General features: G+C 67.9%; 21 protein-coding genes. 11 read left to right on the top strand and 10 right to left on the bottom strand.

Annotated elements, in window-relative coordinates:
* Positions 1 to 336, bottom strand: a complete 336-nt coding sequence (locus RYM47_RS08490) for a zinc ribbon domain-containing protein YjdM (RefSeq protein ID WP_315387178.1) — start codon at positions 334 to 336, stop codon at positions 1 to 3.
* 117 nt (positions 337 to 453) lie between these two features.
* Here RYM47_RS08490 and RYM47_RS08485 point away from each other — a divergent pair, with 117 nt between their 5' ends.
* The 3 genes from RYM47_RS08485 (at position 454) to RYM47_RS08475 (ending at position 2,538) form a co-directional block, all read left to right on the top strand.
* Entirely contained in the window at positions 454 to 1,812 is a 1,359-nt protein-coding gene (locus RYM47_RS08485; RefSeq protein ID WP_315387176.1) for an Hsp70 family protein, read from the top strand.
* Between the two features lie 208 nt (positions 1,813 to 2,020).
* Positions 2,021 to 2,338 (top strand): YkgJ family cysteine cluster protein, encoded by a 318-nt coding sequence (locus RYM47_RS08480; RefSeq protein ID WP_315387175.1) that lies wholly within the window; start codon positions 2,021 to 2,023, stop codon positions 2,336 to 2,338.
* Between the two features lie 20 nt (positions 2,339 to 2,358).
* Positions 2,359 to 2,538, top strand: a complete 180-nt coding sequence (locus tag RYM47_RS08475) for a hypothetical protein (RefSeq protein WP_070206884.1) — start codon at positions 2,359 to 2,361, stop codon at positions 2,536 to 2,538.
* Between the two features lie 45 nt (positions 2,539 to 2,583).
* Here the strand turns inward: RYM47_RS08475 and RYM47_RS08470 are convergent, their stop codons facing one another.
* The 3 genes from RYM47_RS08470 to RYM47_RS08460 are packed head-to-tail and all read right to left on the bottom strand — an operon-like array spanning position 2,584 to position 4,567.
* Complete coding sequence (locus RYM47_RS08470; protein WP_315387174.1) at positions 2,584 to 3,468, bottom strand: DUF4097 family beta strand repeat-containing protein; 885 nt, start codon at positions 3,466 to 3,468, stop codon at positions 2,584 to 2,586.
* Positions 3,469 to 3,479: 11 nt separating this feature from the next.
* Positions 3,480 to 3,986, bottom strand: a complete 507-nt coding sequence (locus tag RYM47_RS08465) for a hypothetical protein (protein ID WP_315387173.1) — start codon at positions 3,984 to 3,986, stop codon at positions 3,480 to 3,482.
* On the bottom strand, positions 3,983 to 4,567 hold the full coding sequence (locus tag RYM47_RS08460) for a sigma-70 family RNA polymerase sigma factor (protein ID WP_315387172.1): 585 nt from the start codon (positions 4,565 to 4,567) through the stop codon (positions 3,983 to 3,985). The genes RYM47_RS08465 and RYM47_RS08460 overlap by 4 nt, the downstream gene beginning before the upstream one ends.
* 347 nt (positions 4,568 to 4,914) lie before the next feature.
* Between RYM47_RS08460 and RYM47_RS08455 the strand changes: the two genes are divergently transcribed.
* A complete protein-coding gene (locus tag RYM47_RS08455; RefSeq protein WP_315387171.1) occupies positions 4,915 to 5,496 on the top strand; it encodes a mechanosensitive ion channel family protein in 582 nt (193 codons plus the stop codon).
* 3 nt (positions 5,497 to 5,499) lie between these two features.
* Here RYM47_RS08455 and RYM47_RS08450 read toward each other — a convergent pair whose 3' ends face one another.
* Positions 5,500 to 5,766, bottom strand: coding sequence for a DksA/TraR family C4-type zinc finger protein (locus RYM47_RS08450; protein WP_315387169.1), 267 nt, complete (start codon positions 5,764 to 5,766; stop codon positions 5,500 to 5,502).
* A gap of 110 nt (positions 5,767 to 5,876) precedes the next feature.
* Positions 5,877 to 6,434 carry a DUF2058 domain-containing protein gene (locus tag RYM47_RS08445; RefSeq protein ID WP_315387168.1) on the bottom strand — a complete coding sequence of 186 codons (558 nt, stop codon included), beginning with the start codon at positions 6,432 to 6,434 and terminating at the stop codon, positions 5,877 to 5,879.
* Between the two features lie 51 nt (positions 6,435 to 6,485).
* Here RYM47_RS08445 and RYM47_RS08440 point away from each other — a divergent pair, with 51 nt between their 5' ends.
* Positions 6,486 to 6,983, top strand: coding sequence for a M48 family metallopeptidase (locus tag RYM47_RS08440; protein WP_315387166.1), 498 nt, complete (start codon positions 6,486 to 6,488; stop codon positions 6,981 to 6,983).
* 3 nt (positions 6,984 to 6,986) lie between these two features.
* Here the strand turns inward: RYM47_RS08440 and RYM47_RS08435 are convergent, their stop codons facing one another.
* Both RYM47_RS08435 and RYM47_RS08430 read right to left on the bottom strand, forming a co-directional pair.
* On the bottom strand, positions 6,987 to 7,298 hold the full coding sequence (locus RYM47_RS08435; RefSeq protein WP_315387164.1) for an AzlD domain-containing protein: 312 nt from the start codon (positions 7,296 to 7,298) through the stop codon (positions 6,987 to 6,989).
* Positions 7,295 to 8,014, bottom strand: coding sequence for an AzlC family ABC transporter permease (locus RYM47_RS08430; RefSeq protein WP_315387162.1), 720 nt, complete (start codon positions 8,012 to 8,014; stop codon positions 7,295 to 7,297). The genes RYM47_RS08435 and RYM47_RS08430 overlap by 4 nt, the downstream gene beginning before the upstream one ends.
* A gap of 106 nt (positions 8,015 to 8,120) precedes the next feature.
* On the opposite strand from RYM47_RS08430, the gene RYM47_RS08425 reads away from it, so the two are divergent.
* Positions 8,121 to 8,831 carry an rRNA pseudouridine synthase gene (locus tag RYM47_RS08425; protein WP_315387161.1) on the top strand — a complete coding sequence of 237 codons (711 nt, stop codon included), beginning with the start codon at positions 8,121 to 8,123 and terminating at the stop codon, positions 8,829 to 8,831.
* Between the two features lie 55 nt (positions 8,832 to 8,886).
* Complete coding sequence (locus tag RYM47_RS08420; protein WP_315387159.1) at positions 8,887 to 10,467, top strand: phospholipase D family protein; 1,581 nt, start codon at positions 8,887 to 8,889, stop codon at positions 10,465 to 10,467.
* Between the two features lie 114 nt (positions 10,468 to 10,581).
* On the opposite strand, the gene RYM47_RS08415 is transcribed toward RYM47_RS08420, so the two are convergent.
* The gene (locus RYM47_RS08415) at positions 10,582 to 11,670 is read right to left on the bottom strand and encodes an HDOD domain-containing protein (RefSeq protein WP_315387157.1); all 1,089 of its coding nucleotides are present in this window, start codon (positions 11,668 to 11,670) and stop codon (positions 10,582 to 10,584) included.
* A 302-nt stretch (positions 11,671 to 11,972) separates the two neighbouring features.
* Here RYM47_RS08415 and RYM47_RS08410 point away from each other — a divergent pair, with 302 nt between their 5' ends.
* Positions 11,973 to 13,070, top strand: a complete 1,098-nt coding sequence (locus RYM47_RS08410; RefSeq protein ID WP_315387156.1) for a Glu/Leu/Phe/Val dehydrogenase dimerization domain-containing protein — start codon at positions 11,973 to 11,975, stop codon at positions 13,068 to 13,070.
* Positions 13,071 to 13,147: 77 nt separating this feature from the next.
* Here RYM47_RS08410 and RYM47_RS08405 read toward each other — a convergent pair whose 3' ends face one another.
* Complete coding sequence (locus tag RYM47_RS08405; protein WP_315387154.1) at positions 13,148 to 15,982, bottom strand: S8 family serine peptidase; 2,835 nt, start codon at positions 15,980 to 15,982, stop codon at positions 13,148 to 13,150.
* A gap of 179 nt (positions 15,983 to 16,161) precedes the next feature.
* Between RYM47_RS08405 and RYM47_RS08400 the strand changes: the two genes are divergently transcribed.
* The 3 genes from RYM47_RS08400 to RYM47_RS08390 all read left to right on the top strand — a co-directional run bounded on the left by RYM47_RS08400 (position 16,162) and on the right by RYM47_RS08390 (position 18,342).
* The gene (locus tag RYM47_RS08400) at positions 16,162 to 17,337 is read left to right on the top strand and encodes an acetyl-CoA C-acyltransferase (protein WP_315387152.1); all 1,176 of its coding nucleotides are present in this window, start codon (positions 16,162 to 16,164) and stop codon (positions 17,335 to 17,337) included.
* Between the two features lie 124 nt (positions 17,338 to 17,461).
* Entirely contained in the window at positions 17,462 to 17,803 is a 342-nt protein-coding gene (locus RYM47_RS08395) for a hypothetical protein (protein ID WP_102944410.1), read from the top strand.
* A 134-nt stretch (positions 17,804 to 17,937) separates the two neighbouring features.
* Positions 17,938 to 18,342: a hypothetical protein gene (locus tag RYM47_RS08390; protein ID WP_315387150.1), complete on the top strand. Its 405-nt coding sequence runs from the start codon at positions 17,938 to 17,940 to the stop codon at positions 18,340 to 18,342.
* The last annotated feature ends 41 nt before the right edge of the window (positions 18,343 to 18,383 follow it).

Here is an 18,383-nt window from a genome sequence, read left to right as displayed (position 1 = left end):
TCAGGCTTTCTTGAGGAAACAGGTCTTGAGGACGAGTCCCTTGATCTTCTCGGAGTTGCCTTCGATGTGCTCGGCGTCATCCTCGACCAGGCGGATGTTGCGGATCACGGTGCCCTGCTTCAGCGGGATCGACGACCCCTTGACCTTGAGGTCCTTGATCACCGTCACCGTATCGCCTGCCTCCAGCACGTTGCCATTGCTGTCGCGAACCACCAGCGTCTGGGCGCCTGCATCGCCCGCCGCCCACTCAAAGCCGCAGTCGGCGCAGATCCACAGCGCGCCGTCGGCGTAGGTGTTTTCCAGGGTGCATTGCGGGCAGGCGGGTACGGTGGACATGGTGAAGCCTTCAGGAACGGAACGGCCGCCATTGTAACCGCCCGACCGGGACGGGCCTTGCACCGGCGGTCCGCTTGCCGCACAGTGCGCGCCCCCTGACCCTTCGGCCCGGCCCGCATGAAAATCGGCATCGACTTTGGTACCAGCAATTCCGCCGCCGCCGCCGTGGTCGACGGCCGGGTCGTGCCGATCCGCTTCGGCGAGGCCGAACAGTTCCGCACCACGGTGTACTTCCCCGAGGTAATGCGCGACCCGAATGACTTCGAACTGACCCCGGCGCTGGAGCATGAACTGGCCCGCCTGATCGACGCGGCCGCACGCGACGCGCGCGCCGCCGGGCAGGAGCGCACGCCGGACGCGCTGCGCCGCGAAGCGCTGCGCGTAGTGCGCCGGCAGTGGATGGAAGAGCAGATGCGGGCACCGCTGAGCTCGACCAAGCTGTTGCAGAACGCGGTGTACGGCGATGAGGCACTGGAAGCCTACTTCGAGGAAAACGAAGGCAACCTGGTGCAGAGCCCGAAGTCGATGCTGGGCTACAACCTGCATCCGCGCGCGCGCCAGACCATCACCGGCATCGCCACCCACATCCTGGAACATATCCGGCTGACCGCGTCGCGGCAGCTGGAGACGCCTGTGCGCACCGCCACCCTGGGTCGCCCGGTGCAGTTCCGCAGTTCGATCGGCGCGGCCGGCAACGACCAGGCGCTGGAGATCCTGCATACCGCCGCGATCGCGGCCGGTTTCGACAGCGTGGATTTCCTTGAGGAGCCGGCCGCAGCGGCAATGCATTACCACGCCGAGAGCGCGCAGGAACATGACACGGTGGTGGTGGATATCGGCGGTGGTACCACCGACATCGCGCACGCCCGGGTCGGTGGTACGCAGGCGCCCAGGATCCACCGCGCGTGGGGCATCGCCCGCGGCGGTACCGATATCGACCTGGCGCTCAGCCTGAGCGCTTACATGCCGCTGTTCGGCCGTGGCAGCAGCCGGGTGCCGGCGCACCATTATGTGGAAGCGGCGATGGTGCAGGACATGACCCGCCAGCGCGATTTCCGCCAGCACGCCTACCGCGACGTGGACGCGCCGTGGGGCAAACGCCTCCAGGCGCTGCAGGACACCGGCAACACGGCGCGCCTGTACCGCGAAGTAGAGCGCTGCAAGATCGCGCTCAGCAGCGAGGCCCAGCATGCCAGCGCACTGGACTTCATCGAACGCGACCTGGCCGTGGCCGTCGACCGCTCCCGTCTGGAAGCGGCCGCCGGCAACTATCTGGGCGAACTGACGGGCCTGCTGGAACAGGTCCGCACCGACATCGGCCACGACCCGGCCGCGATCTTCCTCACCGGCGGCATGTCGCGCGCCGGCTACCTTCAGCAGGCCGTCGCGGCGGCATTCCCGGGTTCTACCCTGGTCCGCGGCAACCCCTCCTTCGGCGTTGTACACGGGCTGGCCTGGGCCGCCGCGGCGAACTGAAACCCTTGCACGGCAAGGGTTTGGGGCCGTGGAACCTCTGTATTAACAAAACGTTACGCCGAAAGCGCTATCATCTTTCGGCTTCGATGCGCAATGCGCATGTCGTCACCAGCCTCGTAGAGGCCACCATCCCCGCCGATGTTGATGCTGCGGACACGTCCGCAGCGTCGGGATCGCCTTTCGCTGTGATCCGCAAAGAGAGACTCGATTGGGCGAACGCGCCGACGCTGACACCATCGATTGCCGCCGCTGCGACGCGGTGTGTTGTCGGCTGTCGGTGACCGTGATGCCAGACGACGCGGTGCCGGCCTACCTGCTGGATACCGATGAGGCAGGTCGTACCGTGATGGCGCGCAACGACGAAGGTTGGTGCGCTGCAATCGACCCCTATCACCTGCGCTGCACGATCTATTCGCAGCGCCCCGCGATCTGCCGCCAGTTTTCGATGGGCGGCGATGACTGCCGCACCGTGCGGCAGGACTACCGTCGACAGCAGCATGATGCGTCGGCGATTTTTCCCACGTAACACCCATGAAAGGAGCATCCATGGCCCGTTCGCCAAAGACCTCCCCCAAGGCAGGCAACACCGTTCGCGTTGACCGCAAGCAGGGTTCCAACACCGCACTGAGCAGCGCCAGCATCGCGGCCGACCTGGCCGCCTTCCGCAAGGGCGGTGGCAAGATCGAAGTACTGGGCAACACCCTGGCGCTGAAAAAGGCCGGCTGACGCCGCAGCCGTCCGCACCGGCCCTGGCCGGTGCGGGGGCCGCACTCAACGGCCGCCGAGCGTGACCCTCACGCTGCCCGAGTGGGCATTGATCGAGATATCCCCGTCACCGCCACCCAGGCGGGTCTCCAGGCTGCGCCCCGGGCCGTAACGCGGCCTTTCCACCTGGCCAACCGGCGAGCTGATATCGCCGCTGAAGGTTTTCACCGCCAGGCGTGCCGATACCTGGGCCGGCAGGCTCAACGCAATCGAACCGCTCACGGTCTCCATGGTGACCTTGCCGCCCGGCGCCAGCCCGGCTGCGGCGACCTTGAGGCTGCCCGATACCGCTTCGGCGGCCAGACGCTGCACCTTCGCCGCGTCCAGGGTGATGTTGCCCGACACGGTCTGCACCGACACGTCGCCTGCGGCGCCTCCCCCGGCCTGGATGGACCCGCTCACCGCGCGCAGTTCGAGGCGCGGGGTCTGTACCTGCGATCGAATGCTGCCGCTGACCGACGCCAGGTTGGTTTCGCCGCTGCGCCCGCTCGCGGCAACATCGCCGCTGACGGCGTTGGCCTGCAGCCTGCGCAGGTCCACCTCGGCCACGTCGATATCCGCGCTGACCGTGCCCAGCTGCACTTCCACCGCACGCGGCACCCGCAGTTCGAGGGTGGCGCCGCCGCTGTTGCCGTTGCGCGGGTAGATCACTTCCCAACGCACGCGGTTGGTGCTCTTGTCCTGCTGCAGGCGCAGACCGTCGGCCAGGCTGCCGCTCAGGGCCACTTCATTGCGGTCCCAGCCACGCACGGTGACCTTGCCGGCAATGTTGCTGATTTCCACCCGCCCGCCGGCCGCCAGCGGGTGGCGTTCATCGACGCGCGTGGCGGCCTGCGCTGCCAGCGGCAGCAGCAATGCGAGGGCAACAAGGTAACGCTTGGACTTGGGCATGGGTGTCTCCTTCAGGATGGCAGGCCAGCGGCGTTGACGGCCTGCTGGGTCAGTTCAAGGCGCAGCGCGTACGTACGCTGCAGCTGGGTCAGCAGGAACCCGGCGCGCGGGTTCTCGGCAATGGCGGCGCGGATGTAGCCCGCGCTGGAATCGAGTTCGTGCAGTGCCGGCTGCCAATCCGCGCCGATCTGGTCCGCCGGCAGGGCAGCCATGGCCTGCTGGTACTCGGCGGCCATGACTTCGGCCTGGCGCTGCAGCGCCGTGGGGCGCGGCGTGGGCGGCGTCGCGGCAGGCACCACCATCAGCACGGCCAGCGCGGCGGCCAAACCCAGGCCGATGCGCAGCGGCCAGCGCCGCGCCGTTCGCGCCGTAGCAGGTGCGGCCCGTGCAGGGTCACGCTGCGGCAACTGAGCGGCGATCCGCTGCCAGGCCTGGGCCGGCGGCAGCCGTTCGGCCGGCAGTGCGCGCAGGCGCGCCTGCAGGTCGTCAGTGAATGCATTGTCGTGGTGGTCGTTCATGCGGGTTCTCCCAAACGTGCGCGCAACAACCCGCGCGCGCGGTGCAACTGTGCTTTCGAACTGCCGACCGCCATCTGCAGCTGCTCGGCGATCTCCTGGTGCTTCCAGCCTTCGATGTCGTGCAGCACCAGCACCGCACGGGCGCGTGGCGGTAGCGTTTCCAGTGCGCGCTCCAGGTCCAGCGCCGTGCCTGCGCAGCGCTCCACCGACGGAACCGCTGCCAGCATGTCCCAGCCTTCTTCGCCGCTGTCGGCCGCATCGCGTGCTGCGTTGGCGCGCAGTTCCATCAGCGCTGCATTGACGCCCAGGCGGTGCAGCCAGGTGCCCAGGCTGCTTTCGAAGCGGAATCCGGGCAACGCACGCCAGGCCTGCAGAAAGGCTTCCTGCAGCGCGTCCTCGGCGCGTGCGGCCTGCCCGCCACAGAGCCGCCACAGCACGGCATACAGCCGCGGTGCATGCCGGTGGTAAATACGCTCGTAGGCGGCCGTGTCGCCGGCGACGGCGGCCCGCACCAGCGCGGACTCGTCGGTGGGGTCGGCGTCGTTGGCGGCGCAGAGGGCGGGCATGGTCGTATCGAGCATATCCCTTGGATGCGGCGGTGATCGAAAAGGTTTAAGCCCGGCCGATTAAACCTTTTCGCCGACGGCTGCATCCAATCGACTGTCCCCGCGAAGGATCGCCCCAGGAGGTCCGCATGTCGCCCAGTTGCCTTGCCCTGCTCATGTCATTGGCCAGCGCCTGCACGTTGCCAGGCAGTCCGGTGACGCTGCGCGTGAACCTGCCGCCACGCGCGGATCTATGCCTCCAGTACGAGCAGCGTGCACCGTTGTGCGTTTCAAGGCTGGTTGGCGCGTTGGCGCAGCCGGGCAGAGCCCGGCTCTACCGCGCGGGGTAAACTGCGCTCCCCACGTCGAAAGCCCGGCTCTCCATGAAAGAACACCTGCCCGCCTGGACCCATGAGTGGCTGCAATATGGGGTCCCGGCCCTGCAGATCCTGCTGACCCTGCTGGTGGCGTGGCTGCTGCGCCTCGTCGCGCGCCGCCTGCTGCGCCGGGTCGGCGAGCACTACACCCTGCCTCCGGAAATGGTGATGGGCGCGCGTCGCGTGTTCACCTTCGTGGTGTATTTCGCGGTACTGATGGTGGTGCTGCAGATCATCGGCGTGCAGGCCAGCGTACTCTGGACGGCGTTTACCGGATTTGCCGCAGTCGGCGCGGTGGCCTTCTTCGCCGCATGGAGCGTGCTCTCCAACATCTTCTGCACGCTGCTGATCTTCACCACCCGCCCATTCCGCCTGCACGACTACATCGAAGTGCTGGAGAACGGGGAGAAGCCGGGTCTCAAGGGCCGGGTGATCGACGTCAACCTGATCTACACCACCCTGCAGGAAAACGGCAGCGGCCACGAAGGCACCGTGCTGCAGATTCCGAACAACATGTTCTTCCAGCGCACCGTGCGTCGCTGGCGTGATCCGTCGCAGGCCCCCGGTGGCATCCAGGGTGACGGTTGACGCTCAGCGAAGTTGACTGTCCTTGCTGCCCCGACGATTGAAGCCGCCGGTTTCATGTTGGGCGGCATCTTCCACTTCCTGGCAACGCACGCACAGGCGCACGCCGGGCACGGCACGTCGCCGCGCTTCCGGGATGGATGCCTCGCATTCTTCACAATGGGTCAGCCCGGGGCCGTGGCGCAGCTGCGCACGGGCGCGCTGGATGGCGTCGTCGACGGTCGCGTCGATCTGGTCCTGGACGGCGCCGTCACCTGCCCAACCTGTGGCCATGATGTGTCTCCGATGCTGTTCCGGAACGCCAGCATAGGCCCCGACGCGCGCTGGCAGGTCACGGCCGGCTGAACGTCGAGCGCGGCCCTGAACGGGTCAGGCAGCATCGATTACCAGATAAGGTCGTCCGGGACCTGGAACTGCGCGTAGTACGCGTCGTCCTCCGCATTGCCCGTGCCGGGCTCGGCAGCACCGCGGTCCTTGCCGTTGTCCAGCACGATGGCCGCCGGGTCGCGTTCGCGGATCTTGTCGGCTGCCGCGCGCGGTACCAGCTCAAACCCCTCGCCGAGACGCACGATCACCAGGCTGCCCGCTGCCAGCTGCCGACGCAGCAGCGCGTTGACCAGCATCGTGCGGATCAGCGTGCCGTCGTTGAAGCGGTATTCGCTTTCGCCTTCACGCTTGACCCGGTTGCTTTCGATGATCTGCCGGACCTGCGCCTGCAGCTCCTGCTGGCGGCTCTTTTCCTTGCGCTCGGCTTCGATCGCGCGATCGCGCTCGGCCTTTTCAGCGCGCAGGCGGTCGGCTTCGCGCTGGCTGTCGGTGGGGGCCACCGGGGCCTTGCCGTGGCGGGCCTTCACCTGGTCGCGCGCGGCCTGGGAGACCTGGGACTTCTTGACCAGCCCGGCCTTGAGCAGCTGTTCCTGCAGCGGATTTGCCTTTGCCATTGCCTGTACGTCTGTTGTTGCGGGATTCCGGAAGCCATCATACTGCCGTGCATGACCGCCCTGAAATACCTCGCCGGCTACCCCGACGCCCTGCAGCAGCAGGTGCGCGAGCTGATTGCCGCTGATCGGCTGGGGCCATGGCTGGAGCGCCGCTATGCCGAGCTGCACACGGTGCGCAACGACCGCCAGCTGTACGACTACACCCAGGCCCTGAAAGAGCGCTACCTGCGCCAGTCGGTGCCGCTGTCCAAGGTGATCTACGACAGCCGCCTGCAGGTGCTCAAGCACGCGCTCGGAACCCACACCACCATTTCACGGGTGCAGGGCAGCCGGCTCAAGGCCAGCCGCGAGATCCGCATCGCCAGCGTGTTCCGCGAGGCCCCGGCCCCGTTCCTGAAGATGATCGTGGTACATGAACTGGCGCACCTGAAGGAAGCGGACCACAACAAGGCCTTCTACCAGCTGTGCACGCACATGGAGGCCGACTACCACCAACTGGAGTTCGACCTGCGCCTGTACCTGACCCATCTGGAGCGGTCCGGCGCCTGAGGGTCAGCCGATCCCGGCCAGCCGCAGCAGCGCCGCCGCAGCAGCGCCCAGTACCACCACCAGCAGGAACGGCAGCCGCAACAACAGCGCCACGGCCGCCACCCCCAACGCACCCAGCCGCGCGTCCAGCGCCACCGACGCGCCGGACGCCGCCGCGTTCATCGCCGTCAGCGAGGCCAGCAACCCGATCGTGAGCGTACCGGCCACGCGGGTCATGCGCGGCGATTCCAGCCAGCGCGCGGGCACCCGCCAACCGGCCAGCTTGATCGCATAGGCAGCCACGCAGCCGAGCAACAGCCATCCCCACAGGCTCATGTGCGCTCCTCCGCAGAACGCGGTTCGACGTCAGGCTCCAGACCTTCGTCGCGCGGACCCGGCACCAGCGCGCCCCACAACGCGGCCACCGCTGCCGCCAGCAGGATCGGCACCCCCGGCGGCACCCACGGCAACGCCAGCACCGTCACGAGTGCGGCCACGATCGCAATGGCTACTGCATCGCGCTGGCGCAGGCGCGGCCACAGCAACGCCAGGAACGCGGCCACGGCAGCGCCATCCAGCCCCCACTGCCGCGGATCGCCCAGCGCATCGCCGGCCACCGCGCCCACGGCCGTGAACAGGTTCCAGAGCAGGAACACGCCCAGGCCCGCCGTCCAGAAGCCGCGACGTTGCTCCAGCGGCACGGTCTGGCTGGACGCGGTAGCCGCCGACTCGTCGATGGTGACCTGCGCGCCCAGCGCGCGTCGCCAACCGCGCAGGCCGAGCATGCGGTTCATCTGCATGCCGTACACCGCATTGCGCACGCCGAGCAGGGTCGCGGCGGTGAACGCGGCCGAGCCCGCTCCGCCACCGGCAATCACGCCGATGAACGCAAACTGCGAGCCGCCGGTGAACATCAACAGGCTCAGTGCCTGGGCCTGCCACGGGCTGAGTCCCGCAGCCACCGCCAGCGCACCGAAGGAAATGCCATACAGGCCAGTGGCCACGGCAATGGAAAGGCCGACTTTCACGGCAGGAGAGGCACGCCAGTTCATCATCCGATCATGCCAGTACCGGCGTTGGCCCGCAGCCTGCCGCGCGCAGGCCCGGCGCCGAGCCAGTACACTCCCCGCCCGCACCCCGCTTTATGTTGCCTCCCCGATGACCGACCCGATCCGACTCGACAAACGCCTGACCAGCCTGATTGGCTGCTCCCGGGGCGACGCCCAGCGCTACATCGAGGGCGGCTGGGTCACGGTCAACGGCACGGTGGTCGAACAGCCGCAGGCGATGGTCACGGACGAAGTGGTGGTGCTGCGCGACAATGCCGAAGCAACCCGCGCTGAAACCGTAAGCATGCTGCTGCACAAGCCGGCCGGCATGCCGGCCGAAGAACTGGCGGCGCTGGTCACCCCCGACAGCCGCAGCGAACTGGACGCTACCGGCGTAGCGCTGTTGCAGCGGCACTTCCACGCCCTGCAGCTGGTGATGCCGCTGGCCGCCGAAGACAGTGGACTGGTCGTTGTAAGCCAGGACGGCCGCGTGGTGTCGCATCTGAAGGACCGCGGCGCCACGCTGGAGCAGGAATACCTGGTGGAAGTCAGCGGCGAGCTGGTGCCCTACGGCATGCGCAAGCTGGCGCATGGCCTGAGCTTCCGCAATTGGCCGCTCCCGCCCTGCAAGGTCAGCTGGCAAAACGAAACCCGCCTGCGCTTTGCGATCAAGCCGGTACAGCCCGGGCAGCTGCGCGACATGTGCCGCCAGGTCGGACTGGAAGCGCTCAGCGTGCGCCGCCTGCGCGTGGGCCGGGTCGCACTGGGCAAGCTGGCACCGGGCCAGTGGCGTTACCTGGCGCCCGACGAGCGTTTCTGACCCCTGCGCCCCCCGTGCACTCGCAGTGCACGCGCGAGCCGCTTAGGATCGGGGTATGACCGAAAAGATGCCGTTGTGGCGCCGGTTGCTGCGCGGCGTGTGCGTGGTGCTGGCCATTTTGATCCTGCTGGTGCTCAGCGGCCTGCTGCTGGGCGACCACCTCACGCCCAAAGCGCAGGGGCCGCAAAGCAAGGTACTGCCGCTGCAGCCTGCGCAGGGCCCGATCGACCGTGAAGTGGTGCGGCTGCAGGCGCAACACCCGGGCCAGTCCGGCGTGGCCTTCCTGTCTGAGGGCTTGGATGCCTACGCCGCACGCGCGGTGGTCACCCGCCACGCCGCGCGCAGCCTGGACCTGCAGTACTACATGTGGAAGGACGATCTGATCGGCCACCTGATGGCGCAGGAGCTGTACCAGGCCGCCGAACGCGGCGTGCGCGTGCGCCTGCTGCTGGATGACATGAACGCGCAGGACAAGGACGCGCTGATGATGGCGCTGGATGAGCACCCCAACATCGAGATCCGCCTGTACAACCCGTTCCGCAACCGCGATGGACTGTGGCGGCTGGTGGAGATGGTGCAGCGCTTCTTCAGCGTCAACCACCGCATGCACAACAAGCAGTGGATCGCCGACGGGCGCGTGGCGATCGTGGGCGGGCGCAACATCGGCGAGGAGTACTTCAGCGCGCGCAGCGATGTGAACTTCCGCGACCTGGACCTGCTGGTGGCAGGCCCCGCCGTGCAGCAGGCCAACGCGATCTTCGACGGATACTGGAACAGCGAAGCGGCGGTGCCGGTGGCCGCCCTCGCCTTCCATACCCCGGCCCAGCTCCGCCTGTTGATGCTGGAATCGGCGCACGAGGCGAAACTGGAAGCGGCGCAGCCTTACCTGCGGCGGGTGGAGCGCTCTGCCTCCGCGCGGGCGTTCGGTCTCAACGAGGTAAAGCTGCACTGGTCGCCGAACGTGGAAATCCTCTCCGACCCGCCAATGAAGCACCGCCGCGATGACCAGGCCAACTGGCTGGTTACCCGACTGGTGCGCGAACTCGGCGCGACGCGCGACAAGGCGCTACTGATCTCGCCCTACTTCGTGCCTGGCGATGAAGGCGAGCGCGGGCTGGCGGCGCTGGTGGAACGCGGGGCCTACGTGGGCGTGGTTACCAACTCGCTGGCGGCCAACGACGTTGCCGCTGTACATAGCGGATACATGCACTATCGCCTGCCGCTGCTGCAGGATGGCGTGCACCTCTACGAACTCAAGTCGCGCGGGCCTGGTGGCGGAGGCAGTGGCCCGTTCGGCAGCAGCGGCGCGAGCCTGCATACCAAGGCCTTCCTGATTGACGACGCGCGCGGGTTCGTCGGCTCGTTCAACCTGGACCCGCGTTCGGCGTACCTCAACACCGAGATGGGCGTGATGTTCGAAGACCGCGCATTGGCGGCGGAGCTGCGCCAGGAATACCTGCGGCTGGCCAGCCCGAAAATGAGTTACTGGGTGACGCGCACGCCGGACAACGAGGTGCGGTGGTTGGAATGGTCTGAACAGCCGCCGACGTTGTTGGAGCAGGAACCGGATACCTCGTTCAAACAGCGGGCCGTGGCGCGGATGATCAGCTGGTTGCCTTTGGAATCCCAGTTGTGAGGGTTTCCGTGGGACACGCAACCAAGCATGTTACGTGGAGACGCGGTGACGTCTGGGCGCATGGCGATGCGTTGAATGCAGAGGCGCCCGCCGGTCCAGAGGCGCGGCGTGTCGCTACGCGTCCGCCGCCTCATCCCCATCCAACGTCTCCACCCCGCGCCCATGCAGGCGCCGCCAGATCCATTGCAACGCGTGCGCCGGGGTGCCCTCCAGCTGCTCCAGCAACGCCATCGCCTGGGCCTGGCTGATCCGGCCGTGGCGGCACAGCAGGCTGGCCGAGGCGGCCGCCCGCGCGAAGCGCAGGCTGCCGGCGAGGCCGCCGCCGCTGGCGTCAGCATCACGCAACAACGCCTCGTGCACCGTTGGCGGCAGCTCCCAGGCCGCAGCAATGCGGCTGGCAACCGGCAGGCTCCAGGTGTCCAGCAACGCGCTGGCCAGCGCCTGCGAGGGTACCGCGCCCTGCTGCCAGGCCGCATCCAGCAGCTGCCGCATCACCAGCGCCGCGCCCAGGCCCTGGGTCAGGCCCATCCACTGCGCGGCGAAAGCGTCTTCCTGGGTCACCAGGCGTGCATGGTCGGCCGCCGCGCGCGAGGCCAGCAGCGCGTGCTCCCAGACCACGGTGCCGAACTGCGGGAAGGCGTCGCTGTGCAGTTGCATGACCGGCTGCACCAGCACTGCGCTGATGATCTGGCGGATGCCGTCGGTGCCCACCAGGGTCACCGCACGCTGCAGGCTGTCCACCGGCTTGGCCTGCAGCCGGTAGACCGGGCTGTTGGCGATGCGCAGCAGGTTGCCGGTCAACACCGCGTCCTGGCCGATGATCGATGCCATGCTGCGGGCCGAGGCGTCGCTGTCGTTCACGGTCTGGATCAACTGCGGCAGCAGTTGCGGTCGACGCGGCAGGTGCCGCGCCGACCAGTCCTGCGCCTCCAGCGCTGCCGCCACCGCAGCCTGCAGCGCCGCGTCCTGGGCCCCCGCTGCGCGGTCCACCCCGCCGCTGCCCGGGCCCAGTGCGAGCGCATGCAGCCCGGCCTGCAACACCCCTGCGGCGTCGCCTGCTGCGGGCGCCGCAGCCACCGGCACCTCCACGTCGGGGGCCGCAGCGCGCCGCGCCACGGGCGGCGCTGCCGGGCGACGGTACAGTCCCCAGCCGACGCCCACCGCCACCAGCAGTCCCGCCGCCCCAGCCAGAAGCGCGGTCATCGACCCGGCCCCGTCAGGGCGCGGCACTTGTTCCGGATTGTTGCCACTGCACCCACGTCTGTCCTGTCCTGGCTGGCCGGTACCGCGCACCGTTGCCACGGCATCGGCCCGGACCCGGCCAACTTTAGCCCCGCCCCTGCAACGGTCATGGTTTGCAGACAACGTAGTCGGGCGGAATGCACTAGAATGGCGCCGCGCGACCCGTCCTGCCGAAACGACGACGTCGCTTTTTTTGTTTTACACCCTACCTTTTGCTGGTACGTTCGCCGCTGTACGCCGACGTTCGCACCATCGGAGTTGCCATGTTATTTGAAACCCTCGAAACGTCCGGCCACGAACAGGTGGTGTTCTGCCACAGCGGCGATGCCGGCCTGAGGGCGATCATCGCCATCCACAACACCACCCTGGGCCCGGCCCTGGGCGGGGTGCGCATGCGTCCCTACGCCAGCACCGACGACGCGCTGGCCGATGCGCTGCGACTCAGCCGCACCATGACCTACAAGAACGCCCTGGCCGGCTTGAACGTGGGCGGCGGCAAGGCGGTGATCATCGGCGACCCGCGCAGGGACAAGACCGAAGTGCTGTTCCGCGCGTTCGGGCGCTACGTGGATTCGCTCGGCGGGCGCTACATCACCGCCGAGGACGTTGGCACCGACGTCAACGACATGGAAAACATCTACCTGGAAAGCGAGTTCGTCACCGGCGTGCACCAGGTGCATGGCGGCTCGGGCGACCCGGCGCCGTTCACCGCCTATGGCGCGTTGCAGGCGCTGATGGCGGCCATGCAGCACAAGCTGGGCCATGAAGAAGTGGGCAAGGTCAGCATCGCGGTGCAGGGCCTGGGCCACATCGGCATGGAACTGGTGAAGCTGCTGCGCGACCGTGGCGCCAAGCTGTTCGTCACCGATCTGGACAGCCGCCTGGTCGAGCGTGCGGTTACCGAATACGGTGCCGAAGCGGTGAAGCCGGACGACATCTACGACGTGAATGCCGACGTGTTCGCGCCGTGCGCACTGGAAGGTGCGATCAATCCGCAGACCCTGCCACGACTGAAGTGCAAAATTGTCTGCGGCACCGCCAACAACCAGCTGTCCAGCCTTGAAGTCGGCGACGAGCTGCATGCGCGCGGCATCCTCTACGCGCCCGATTACGCGGTCAACGCCGGTGGCGTGATGAACGTATCGCTGGAAATCGACGGCTACAACCGCGAACGCGCGATGCGCCTGATCCGCAGCATTTACCACAACCTCGGCCGGATCTTCGCGCTGTCCCAGCAGGAGGGCATCGCCCCGCAGCGTGCGGCCGACCGCATTGCCGAGCAGCGCATCCAGTCGATCGGTAAATTGAAGATGCCGCTGGGCCGGGCGACGCCGCGCCTTGGGAAACTGCGCGGCGGCTGACGTAGTGCCGGCCGCCGGCCGGCTCCACGCAATCCCAAAACAAAGACGCCGGGGCTTGCCCCGGCGTCTTCATTTCATCAGAACGCTGCCGAGTAGCGCAGCGCCACCTGGCTCAGGTCACCCCGCGGACCGAAGCGCTGGTCGTACCCGAATGAAAGCTGCGAGGTGCGGGTCAGCCACGACTGCACCGACACTCCGAACAGCCCACCCGAGCGCGACGGCTGCAGGCCGGCGACCGGTGCCCACGCATCCACACCGACGAAGCTGGCGTCGAAGCCGAGGCCTTGGCTGGACAGCGTGTGCTGCCACTCGGCATAGCCGCGCAGCGACCAGCCCCCCAGCAGCGTCTCCGCACGCAGGCCGGCCAGCGCCTGGCTGCGGCTGGAGGTGCGGCTGTCGGCACGCAGGCCGAAGCCGAAGCCCCCGTCTTCGCTGAAGCCGTTGCTGCCGACGCGCGCATAATCGGCGCCGACGTACGAGGTCAGCGACATCGTCCTGTCGCCGAAGCGGTAGCCCGATTCCGCGCTGGCCGTGCTGAAGTCACCGCTGTAGCGGGTATTCACGCCGTACTGGGCGGCGCCCAGCAGCAGCTGGCGGTCGATCTCGCGGGTGAACTGGCCAGCACCGAGCTGGCCCATCGCATAGCCCTTGCCACTGCTCCAGCCGGCATACATCTGCGCCTGCGACTGGCGGTCGCGACCGGTGTCGCCGCCCCAGTCGCGGCTGCTGTTGCTGCGGGTCTCGCCGAACGCGAAGCCGAGCACGCCGTTGCTGCCCAGCGCCATGTCCTGGCCCATCATCCAGCCCTGGGTCTGGAACGCGCTGCCGGCAAAGCTGCCTTGCCCGGCCTCGCCCAGCGTGCTCTGCCAGGCGCCGCGCAGGCGCGGCGAGGCCGACACGGTGTCGAAGCGCGAGGAGAGCGCGCGACGGTTCATGTCCAGGTTGTCGAAGGTCATCCCGGTAGCCAGGGTGTGCGCCTTGCCGGACAGACTGTCCAGGCTGGCCTGCAGGCCGACCTCGCCCTGCACCCGCTGCAGCTCGCCCGCCGCGCCGGCGAAACCGGGCGTGTCCGGGGCCGCGCCGGTGTCGAGCACACCGAACGCCTCTTCAACACGCAGCGCCGATGCCGCCGAGATGGCGCCCAGCCCGGCCGTCGCAGCGGCCTGGGTCACGTTGACGCGCGCGATATCCAGATACGCGGTGTAGAGGTCGTAGGAGAACGTTGCATCCAGCAGGGTCACGGTGCCGGCTTTGGTGTAGTCCTTGAACTGGCCATTGATCCCCTGCGCCGCCACGATCAGGGCCTGGCGCGAGCCGTCCTGCGGAACGTAGCCTTCGACCGCTCGGTCGATCAGCACCGTGCCGCCGTTCAACTGGGCCTTGCCGGTGACCTTCAGCGACGTCGCGCCCAGCGCGGTCGAGAAGACTGCACCGGCCTCATGGGTGTAATCGCCTGAGATGACGGCGGTGACGCCGGCTTCGAACATGTACAGCGTGCCGCTGTTGACCACGTTGCCGGTGATGCCGGTGGTGCCGGCGCGGAACTGCAGCCCACCGGCGGCCGCGACCTGCACGTTCGAGCCCAGCGACGCACCGTCGTTCAACGACAGCGCGCCGGACAGGACCTTGGTGCCGCCGGTGTAGGAATTCTTGCCGCCCAGGGTCAACGTGCCAGCGCCGGACTTTTCAAGCCCGCCGGCGCCGCTGATGTCGTTGCTCCACGTGCTGAAGTTGGACGACCCCGGCACGTTCACGGCCACCGTGCCCCAGTCGAAACGGGCCGGGCCATTGATCGCCTTGCCGACGTTGAGCAGGCCATGCCCGAACACCTCGTCCACGCCCGGAGCGCCCAGGTCGGTGGCGGTGCCCAGCAGGGTCTGGCGGACCAGGTCGTTGCTGAAGTACGGATACTTCTGCCAGACCAGCGCCGCCGCACCAGAAACCAGCGGGGCGGCGTAGGACGTGCCGCCGCCCCACATGTAGACCGGCGTGCCACCGGTGCTCGCCGGGTCGACGAACGCCGACTCGCCGGGCGCGGCCAGGCAGTAGTTGGCGGCCACGCCGCAGGCGTTGGCGTAACTGGACAGGGAGTCCGGCTTGGCGAAGTTGACGGCAGTCACGGCCAGCCAGCCCTTTTCAAGGTCGGCCGCCGGACGCGTGTCGTTGGGGCCGGCCTGGCTGGGCAGCGCGGCCATGCTGGACGGGTTGGGCTTGCTTTCATTGCCGGTGGCGAACACCACCAGTCCACCGTTGGTGGTGATGAACGGACGATATTCCGCGGCAATCGGCGCGGTCGCCGCCGGGTTGGTCCAGTACAGGCCACCCCACGAGTTGTTCATGATCTTCACGCCATCGGCGATCAGGTCCTGGTGGACCGCAGCCAGACCCAGCGCGCCGTTGACCTGGTTGCCGTTGCCGGTACCGTCATCTACCGGCGCCTTGTCGGCGATGATGCGGGCGGAGACGATCTCCGCGCGGACTGCGATGCCGCCCGGCCAGTCGCCGAATGCGGCGCCGGCCGCCAGCTCGGCCACCGTAGTGCCGTGCCCGACCACGTCGTCGACCGCGAGATTGTTGGTCGTGGGGTCCACATAGCTGTGGCTGGCCACGACCCGTCCTGCCAGGGTCGGATGGGCGCGATTGACACCCGAATCAACGATGCCGATGCGCACGCCCTGGCCTGACCAGTCGAGCTCTCGGGCATTGGTCAGGACCAGGTGGCTGTCGAGCGCCGGCTGGGTCGGTACGACCGGCGGCGTAACCGGCGGAACCACTGGCGGCGCGACGGGTGGCACCACCGGCGCCGGCGGCAGATCGCCCCGGGTATTTCCGCCGCCACCGCCGCCACACGCGCTCACTGCCACGGCCAGCGCACCGGCCAGCACGTTCCTGCTAAAGACTGCCTGCTTCATCCCTGCTCCCCAATACGTTGTAGAAACCACGTACAGCGTCCTGCCTGGCCGGCCGACACCGGTGGTAATGCCTGACCCCCTATACTGGGTCCCCCCACGCAGTCTGACGGGAAATCGCGCCGTAATCCATGGCATGCGTTCCCATTTCGTAAATCGCTAACGCAACAAACGAGATTGCCATGTCCAATATTGTCATCGCCGCTGCCAAGCGCACCGCCATCGGCTCCTTCCTCGGCCAGTTCAACGGCGTGCCCACCCCGACCCTGGGCGCCACCGCCATCGCCGCCGCCCTGACCCAGTCCGGCGTGCCCGCAGCGGACGTTTCCGAAGTGATCATGGGCTGCGTGCTGCCTGCCAACCTCGGCCAGGCCCCGGCCCGCCAGGCCGCGGTTGCTGCCGGCATCCCCTATTCCACCGGCGCCACCACCCTCAACAAGGTGTGCGGCTCGGGCATGAAGGCGATCATGCTGGGCCATGACCTGATCAAGGCCGGCACCGCCAGCATCGTGGTCGCCGGCGGCATGGAATCGATGTCCAATGCGCCGCACCTGCTGCCGAACTCGCGCACCGGCAACCGCTTCGGCAACTTCCAGGCGGTCGACCACATGGCCCACGACGGCCTGGTCAACGCCTACGATGGCAAGGCCATGGGCGAGTTCGCCGAATGCGCGGTGGACAAGTACCAGGTGACCCGCGAGGAGCAGGACGCCTATGCGATCGAATCGGTCCGCCGTGCCCAGGCCGCCCAGGCGGCGGGTGCGTTCGACGACGAAATCGTTGCGGTGAAGGTCGCCGGTCGCAAGGGCGAGGTCGAGTACAGCCAGGACGAGCAGCCGGGCCGTTCGGACATCGCGAAGATTCCAACCCTGCGTCCGGCGTTCAAGAAGGATGGCACGGTCACCGCCGCCAGCTCCTCGAGCATTTCCGATGGTGCGGCCGCCGTGGTCCTGCTGGCCGAAGACGACGCCGCCGCGCGTGGCCTGCAGCCGCTGGCGCGGATCGTCGCCCATGCCACCCACTCGCAGGAACCGGAATGGTTCACCACCGCACCGATCGGCGCGATCCACAAGGTGCTGGAAAAGGCCGGCTGGAGCCTGGACCAGGTCGACCTGTTCGAGATCAACGAGGCGTTCGCGGTTGTCGCCATGGCCCCGATCCGCGAACTGGGCATTCCGCATGAAAAGGTCAACGTGCACGGCGGTGCCTGCGCACTCGGCCACCCGATCGGCGCTTCGGGCGCGCGACTGGTGGTCACCCTGGTCAACGCCTTGCGCAAGCGTGATGCAAAGCGCGGAATTGCTACACTGTGCATCGGCGGCGGTGAGGCAACGGCCATCGCCATCGAATTGATTTGATTGGATTTAACACCCGTTTCGCAAAAATGAATGCGGGATCGCTTGACAGCCCAACGTGGCTTGTCATCATGTTGCCGGGCGCGCAATAGCGCGTTGCCTAATCTAACGACGAGGATTCACACTAATGAGCATCAACAAGCTGCTGATCGCAATGGCCCTGGGCCTGGCTCTGACCGCCTGCTCGAAGCAGGAACAGGCTGCTGACGCCGCCGCTTCGGCCAACGAAGCCGCTGCCGACGCCCAGGTCGCTGCCGACCAGGCCGCTGCTGCTGGCGCCCAGACCGCCGACGCTGCCCAGGCTGCTGCCGACACCGCCACCACCGCTGCTGACGCTTCGGCCGACGCCGCTGCCCAGGCTGCTGGCGCTGCCACCGACGCGACCGCCGACGCTGCTGCCGACGCTGCCAAGGCCGGTGAAGCCACCGCCGAGCAGGCCAAGGACGCTGCTGAAGAAGCCAAGAAGTAATAACTTCTTTCTTCAAGCGAGTCTGAAGAAGCCGCTGGTTCGCCAGCGGCTTTTTCTTTGGGCGAAGCGCACGCACCGCGCCTTCACGGCCCTGTGAATAGGATCGGCCTCCCTGAAACCCTGTGGAGAGCGCCATGAAGATTCGTTCGATCACCACCCCGCTGCTGGCCGCTTCGCTGCTGCTTGGCCTGGTCGCCTGCAAGGGCCCGGAAGCGGAGCAGGCGCGCACGGATGCGGCGCAGGCCGCTGACAGCACCGGCGAGGCTGCACGCGCCGCCGTGGACCAGGCGGCCGCGTCCACCCGCAATGCCGCTGACGAAGCGGCCGCTGCTTCGGAACGCGCTGCAGCCGATGTGCAACCGGCGCTGGACCGTGCAGCCGACGCCACCGCTGCGGCTGCAGCCGATGCCAAGGTCGCCGCGCGCGACGCGGCGGCACATGCCAGCGATGCCACCGCCAATGCGGCCGAGAAGGTCGCCGACAAGGCCCGTGACGTGGCCGACGACGCCCGCCAGAACGCGGACGAGGCAAAACACTGACGTAGCGCTGGGCTCTGCCCGGCTGACGCGTGGAGCCGGGC

Origin of the sequence: uncultured Stenotrophomonas sp. (genome assembly GCF_963519125.1) — a bacterium.
Classification (GTDB): domain Bacteria; phylum Pseudomonadota; class Gammaproteobacteria; order Xanthomonadales; family Xanthomonadaceae; genus Stenotrophomonas.
This window is presented reverse-complemented; position numbering and strand designations above follow the sequence as displayed.

What these genes read in the sequence shown, in the direction of transcription:
- RYM47_RS08465 (WP_315387173.1), bottom strand. Translation starts at nt 3,986, where the DNA reads ATGAACGACCACCACGACAATGCATTCACTGACGACCTGCAGGCGCGC.
- RYM47_RS08450 (WP_315387169.1), bottom strand. Translation starts at nt 5,766, where the DNA reads ATGGCCACAGGTTGGGCAGGTGACGGCGCCGTCCAGGACCAGATCGAC.
- RYM47_RS08425 (WP_315387161.1), top strand. Translation starts at nt 8,121, where the DNA reads ATGACCGACCCGATCCGACTCGACAAACGCCTGACCAGCCTGATTGGC.
- RYM47_RS08475 (WP_070206884.1), top strand. Translation starts at nt 2,359, where the DNA reads ATGGCCCGTTCGCCAAAGACCTCCCCCAAGGCAGGCAACACCGTTCGC.
- RYM47_RS08430 (WP_315387162.1), bottom strand. Translation starts at nt 8,014, where the DNA reads ATGAACTGGCGTGCCTCTCCTGCCGTGAAAGTCGGCCTTTCCATTGCC.
- RYM47_RS08460 (WP_315387172.1), bottom strand. Translation starts at nt 4,567, where the DNA reads ATGCTCGATACGACCATGCCCGCCCTCTGCGCCGCCAACGACGCCGAC.
- RYM47_RS08390 (WP_315387150.1), top strand. Translation starts at nt 17,938, where the DNA reads ATGAAGATTCGTTCGATCACCACCCCGCTGCTGGCCGCTTCGCTGCTG.
- RYM47_RS08420 (WP_315387159.1), top strand. Translation starts at nt 8,887, where the DNA reads ATGACCGAAAAGATGCCGTTGTGGCGCCGGTTGCTGCGCGGCGTGTGC.
- RYM47_RS08470 (WP_315387174.1), bottom strand. Translation starts at nt 3,468, where the DNA reads ATGCCCAAGTCCAAGCGTTACCTTGTTGCCCTCGCATTGCTGCTGCCG.
- RYM47_RS08485 (WP_315387176.1), top strand. Translation starts at nt 454, where the DNA reads ATGAAAATCGGCATCGACTTTGGTACCAGCAATTCCGCCGCCGCCGCC.
- RYM47_RS08490 (WP_315387178.1), bottom strand. Translation starts at nt 336, where the DNA reads ATGTCCACCGTACCCGCCTGCCCGCAATGCACCCTGGAAAACACCTAC.
- RYM47_RS08455 (WP_315387171.1), top strand. Translation starts at nt 4,915, where the DNA reads ATGAAAGAACACCTGCCCGCCTGGACCCATGAGTGGCTGCAATATGGG.
- RYM47_RS08415 (WP_315387157.1), bottom strand. Translation starts at nt 11,670, where the DNA reads ATGACCGCGCTTCTGGCTGGGGCGGCGGGACTGCTGGTGGCGGTGGGC.
- RYM47_RS08410 (WP_315387156.1), top strand. Translation starts at nt 11,973, where the DNA reads ATGTTATTTGAAACCCTCGAAACGTCCGGCCACGAACAGGTGGTGTTC.
- RYM47_RS08440 (WP_315387166.1), top strand. Translation starts at nt 6,486, where the DNA reads ATGACCGCCCTGAAATACCTCGCCGGCTACCCCGACGCCCTGCAGCAG.
- RYM47_RS08435 (WP_315387164.1), bottom strand. Translation starts at nt 7,298, where the DNA reads ATGAGCCTGTGGGGATGGCTGTTGCTCGGCTGCGTGGCTGCCTATGCG.
- RYM47_RS08445 (WP_315387168.1), bottom strand. Translation starts at nt 6,434, where the DNA reads ATGGCAAAGGCAAATCCGCTGCAGGAACAGCTGCTCAAGGCCGGGCTG.
- RYM47_RS08400 (WP_315387152.1), top strand. Translation starts at nt 16,162, where the DNA reads ATGTCCAATATTGTCATCGCCGCTGCCAAGCGCACCGCCATCGGCTCC.
- RYM47_RS08405 (WP_315387154.1), bottom strand. Translation starts at nt 15,982, where the DNA reads ATGAAGCAGGCAGTCTTTAGCAGGAACGTGCTGGCCGGTGCGCTGGCC.
- RYM47_RS08395 (WP_102944410.1), top strand. Translation starts at nt 17,462, where the DNA reads ATGAGCATCAACAAGCTGCTGATCGCAATGGCCCTGGGCCTGGCTCTG.